Below are 5103 nucleotides of genomic sequence, written 5' to 3'. Positions count from 1 at the left end.
CGGCCATTCGTTGCTGGCCACGCAGATTGCCTCGCGGGTGCAGAAGACCTTGCAGCGGGATGTGCCGCTGCGGGCGATGTTCGAGTGCAGCACGGTGGCGGAGTTGGCTGAGTATATCGAGGGGCTGGCGGCCAATGAGATCAGTGCCGAGAAGGTGGATCGGTTGAGTGATTTGATGGCGGAGTTGGAGGGGTTGTGAGGGGGCCGTTGGTCTGAACTGTCAATTTTGACAGTAGGCGAGAAACCGTCAAAAGAGCTCACTTGAGGGAGACCTTCGGCCTCAGATCTGGCTGAGGGTAATAAGTCCTGAACACGGAGTTCTTATCATGGTTAAAAAAACCGCAACGCCGAACGGTTCTACAACGACTGTCGAAGCTCCAAAACCTAAACTGCCAAAGCCCAAGGCGCTGGAGGTGAACAGCCCGTTGGTTTCTAGTGAAGTGAACGCAACGGTGGCTACTTCCAGAATGAAGGGTTCATACCTGAAATTCGACCCGCGGATGGACGAGGATCACCCCATTACCGTCACGTTCCGCACACGGGAAACGCCTGGGCCGGTGTTCAAGGATATTGTGTATCCAAGCCCTGAGCCAGGCGAAGGAAAGACTGAAATCCCTCTGCCTTACATGACGAAGGCTATGGAATACACGCTCGTAATCAGTTATACCGGGACAGTAAATGGGCAAGCAGCCACTTCTTTGGAGAAAGAAGTTTTAATGGAGTTTTACCCAGCGAGCGAAGGTAAAGAGCTCGCCCCTTACTTTCTCAAAGAAAAAATTTTTCAAAATACACCTACCTTAGATATGCACGATTTCAAAGGGGATGGGATTGTCAAAACGAAGGTTCCTTATCTTGCCCAAGTAGGCGATAAGTTTTACTGCACTCTCGTTACGCAGCAATTTAGTGGGGATCCCGTTTTCTACACAGTAGCTTACGGGTATGAGTTAACGGTTGAGGATATTGAGTCAGGCGAACTTACTCATGCTGTTAGCCGTGGTTGGTTGGCGCGGCAAATACCACTGTATGAAGCAATGACCTTGCAATGTGGCTATATAACGAGTGGCTTAGCGGCGCAGCCTCCAGCCGACGTTACTAACCCCGATGAGAAGACGCTTCTTCCAAGGAATGCCCTTCAAATTCAATATCGTCGTACGACTGCTTTCATTGGGGACCAACGCCTTGATCTTCTGCCTGCACATTTGCGGCAGTCCGCCTTTTTCAACAATGAATGGTGCCTCAACCCAGAACTCACCAAACAAGGTGGGAATGTGGACACTCCCGGTTTGGACACCTATGCAGACGACCAAGTCTGTTTTTATGTGAGTGGGCCGGGTTATGGGAGCAAGCCGCTTGGCTGCGTGACAATCCAAAACGACGGGGATCTGGCAACCATCGAGCTATCGCCCTGTGTCATTGCCTGCTTTTTTAACAAGCCGATGACGCTGACCTACACCGTTCAATTCCCTAACAATAATGAACCACAGCGATCACCTGAACGTGTGGTCAATGTATTACTGCCACAATTTCCTCACGCTGAGATCGAACAAGCAACGGGCAATATCGTTGATCTCAATACATTTTCAACGGACGCGACTGCCTTTGTGTCTGTAGGGGACTATGCCGAATGTGCGAAATGTTGCTGGATGTGGATCACTGGTGAAGATGAAGACGGTGCTGCCTACCGATTCGATGTTTTGGTGGGCGCGCCTGTTACAGGCGAGTGGAAAGAGAGCGGAGTTGATACGCCTATCCTAAGAGCAGACCTGAAAAAGCTGGCCGATTGCAGCGAGTTTGAGCTGCATTTTGCAGTGAGCTTTTGTGAGGCGACCGGGCTGGAGAACGCTCACGAGTTTCCTGCCCAGACGTTCAAAATCGAGCAGGAGCCTCTGGTCCTGACTCCGCCCAAGGTAACGCAGGCCGTGGGCAGCAACTTGACGGCTTACAACGGGCGCGACGGCGTCCATGTCGAAGTGGATTATGTGGGTAACAACTCCAAGCACTCCATCATTGCCTGCTGGAAAAGACCGAATGGCACTCGCTGGCCGTTGGTATCGAAACCGGGCAACTCCTCGGGAGCTGTCATCTTCGAACTGCCTGCGGAAGCAGTGATCGAGAGTATGGGGACAACGGTGGAAATCGTTTACACCGTTACGACCGCGTGTAAGGTGCAGACGTCTCCTCCGTTGAATTTGACGATCAGTCTTCCAGTGCGTCTAGAAACTCCGAATGTGCTGGAGGCCGTTCCGGCGAAGGTTCAGAACGGTGTCGTGGACCTGGGGGCTTTTACCGGAAATGCCAATTCTCATGAAGACGCGATGTGGTTTTTGCGGGCTGGTCATATCTGTTGGTTGGACGCAACTGGGACGAAAAAGGACGGCTCGCTCTATTCTTTCCCTGTCTACGCGGCCAGGGTCATTACTGATGGCGAGTTGACCGCGGGGGTGGCCGCTCCTCTATTGCGATCTGAGTTGGATAAGCTGAAAGACGCTACCCAGTTGACCTTGGTATTTAGAGTGACGACGGATGGCAGTGCAAACAAAAGCAATGCTGTGGTCTGTCCATCAAGGGTGTTGATCGTGCGTGTCATCAAGATGGTTACGGAAACATTTGAGAACCTTAGTTTTGGCTACTACCCCGTGGGTACCGTTTTGAACACGCCGCTCATGACTGTCAGTCATAGCTCGGGGATTATGGGTGTCCATGCTGCTTCCAGCAGCGTACCGGGTATGACGTCTGGAAACACTATCGCTTTTTCCTGCAACGCAGGCTCGGGGCAGTTGCCACCTCAGCAAATGGTTTTTGCACTTAAAGCAGGCTACCGGCGGATAGAGCTTGCCTATATGCGGCATGTTTATTACGGCAGGTTTGAGTACTTCAATGCTTCGGGAGCCAAGCTCGGCGAGCGCGTGTTTTCGGCAGGCTCTCCGATGGATAGTTGGGTTGATTTCCCAGCTCCAAGTGGGCAACTGATTACAAAAATCGTGGCAACCACAGAGCAACATTCATTCACCGATAACTGGAGGCTCTACAGCTAAGTGTTGGATAGAGGCCTCCTTCCAGCATCAGAAGGAGGCTTCTATTTGATTAACAGCCCCGCTGGCAGTAAACGGTGGCGCTATTTTGGCCCCATGATCTTGCCCCGTTTCTCCGACGAAGGCGCCCCCTGCTGTTGCTGCACCCCCCTCGTCATCCAGATAAAAATCGCCGGCGTCGCCGACAACTCCAGCTCGTCCATCAACTTCATGTTGTTATCAAGCTTGGCCTCGATATACGCCGGAATCTTGTCGAGTGCCTGCAACTTGCTGCCCTTGCCAGCGGCTTCATGTTCTTCCAAGGCCTTTTGCGGGTCCTTGGCGGCGAACAGCGCGGCGGATTTGCCTGGGCTGTCTTCGCGGATGATGCCGACCATGATGTGGCGCAGCTGCACTTTGCCGGCCTTTACCCACTGCCGGCCATTCGTTGCTGGCCACGCAGATTGCCTCGCGGGTGCAGAAGACCTTGCAGCGGGATGTGCCGCTGCGGGCGATGTTCGAGTGCAGCACGGTGGCGGAGTTGGCTGAGTATATCGAGGGGCTGGCGGCCAATGAGATCAGTGCCGAGAAGGTGGATCGGTTGAGTGATTTGATGGCGGAGTTGGAGGGGTTGTGAGGGGGCCGTTGGTCTGAACTGTCAATTTTGACAGTAGGCGAGAAACCGTCAAAAGAGCTCACTTGAGGGAGACCTTCGGCCTCAGATCTGGCTGAGGGTAATAAGTCCTGAACACGGAGTTCTTATCATGGTTAAAAAAACCGCAACGCCGAACGGTTCTACAACGACTGTCGAAGCTCCAAAACCTAAACTGCCAAAGCCCAAGGCGCTGGAGGTGAACAGCCCGTTGGTTTCTAGTGAAGTGAACGCAACGGTGGCTACTTCCAGAATGAAGGGTTCATACCTGAAATTCGACCCGCGGATGGACGAGGATCACCCCATTACCGTCACGTTCCGCACACGGGAAACGCCTGGGCCGGTGTTCAAGGATATTGTGTATCCAAGCCCTGAGCCAGGCGAAGGAAAGACTGAAATCCCTCTGCCTTACATGACGAAGGCTATGGAATACACGCTCGTAATCAGTTATACCGGGACAGTAAATGGGCAAGCAGCCACTTCTTTGGAGAAAGAAGTTTTAATGGAGTTTTACCCAGCGAGCGAAGGTAAAGAGCTCGCCCCTTACTTTCTCAAAGAAAAAATTTTTCAAAATACACCTACCTTAGATATGCACGATTTCAAAGGGGATGGGATTGTCAAAACGAAGGTTCCTTATCTTGCCCAAGTAGGCGATAAGTTTTACTGCACTCTCGTTACGCAGCAATTTAGTGGGGATCCCGTTTTCTACACAGTAGCTTACGGGTATGAGTTAACGGTTGAGGATATTGAGTCAGGCGAACTTACTCATGCTGTTAGCCGTGGTTGGTTGGCGCGGCAAATACCACTGTATGAAGCAATGACCTTGCAATGTGGCTATATAACGAGTGGCTTAGCGGCGCAGCCTCCAGCCGACGTTACTAACCCCGATGAGAAGACGCTTCTTCCAAGGAATGCCCTTCAAATTCAATATCGTCGTACGACTGCTTTCATTGGGGACCAACGCCTTGATCTTCTGCCTGCACATTTGCGGCAGTCCGCCTTTTTCAACAATGAATGGTGCCTCAACCCAGAACTCACCAAACAAGGTGGGAATGTGGACACTCCCGGTTTGGACACCTATGCAGACGACCAAGTCTGTTTTTATGTGAGTGGGCCGGGTTATGGGAGCAAGCCGCTTGGCTGCGTGACAATCCAAAACGACGGGGATCTGGCAACCATCGAGCTATCGCCCTGTGTCATTGCCTGCTTTTTTAACAAGCCGATGACGCTGACCTACACCGTTCAATTCCCTAACAATAATGAACCACAGCGATCACCTGAACGTGTGGTCAATGTATTACTGCCACAATTTCCTCACGCTGAGATCGAACAAGCAACGGGCAATATCGTTGATCTCAATACATTTTCAACGGACGCGACTGCCTTTGTGTCTGTAGGGGACTATGCCGAATGTGCGAAATGTTGCTGGATGTGGATCAC

2 protein-coding genes and 3 pseudogenes are annotated in these 5103 nt (G+C 52.0%); 4 read left to right on the top strand and 1 reads right to left on the bottom strand.

The features are described 5' to 3' along the window. The coding region (locus BFN10_RS11700) for a phosphopantetheine-binding protein (protein ID WP_139221109.1) at nucleotides 1-199 on the top strand (199 nt) is incomplete at its 5' end. A gap of 127 nt (nucleotides 200-326) precedes the next feature. After that, nucleotides 327-3035 carry a hypothetical protein gene (locus BFN10_RS11695; RefSeq protein WP_071489826.1) on the top strand — a complete coding sequence of 903 codons (2709 nt, stop codon included), beginning with the start codon at nucleotides 327-329 and terminating at the stop codon, nucleotides 3033-3035. 80 nt (nucleotides 3036-3115) lie between these two features. Here BFN10_RS11695 and dsbG read toward each other — a convergent pair. Then, nucleotides 3116-3451: pseudogene (gene dsbG, locus BFN10_RS11690) on the bottom strand (thiol:disulfide interchange protein DsbG); the annotation flags it as partial. On the opposite strand from dsbG, the pseudogene BFN10_RS11685 reads away from it, so the two are divergent. Together BFN10_RS11685 and BFN10_RS11680 are read left to right on the top strand one after the other, a co-directional pair. After that, nucleotides 3451-3648 (top strand): annotated as a pseudogene (locus BFN10_RS11685) (phosphopantetheine-binding protein); the annotation flags it as partial. The pseudogenes dsbG and BFN10_RS11685 overlap by 1 nt on opposite strands. A 127-nt stretch (nucleotides 3649-3775) precedes the next feature. Further along, nucleotides 3776-5103: pseudogene (locus BFN10_RS11680) on the top strand (hypothetical protein); the annotation flags it as partial.

The organism is Pseudomonas extremorientalis (genome assembly GCF_001870465.1).
GTDB classification, from domain to species: Bacteria; Pseudomonadota; Gammaproteobacteria; order Pseudomonadales; family Pseudomonadaceae; genus Aquipseudomonas; species Aquipseudomonas extremorientalis.
Note: the sequence above shows the minus strand (reverse complement) of the source record. Positions and strands in the feature narration are given on the sequence as shown.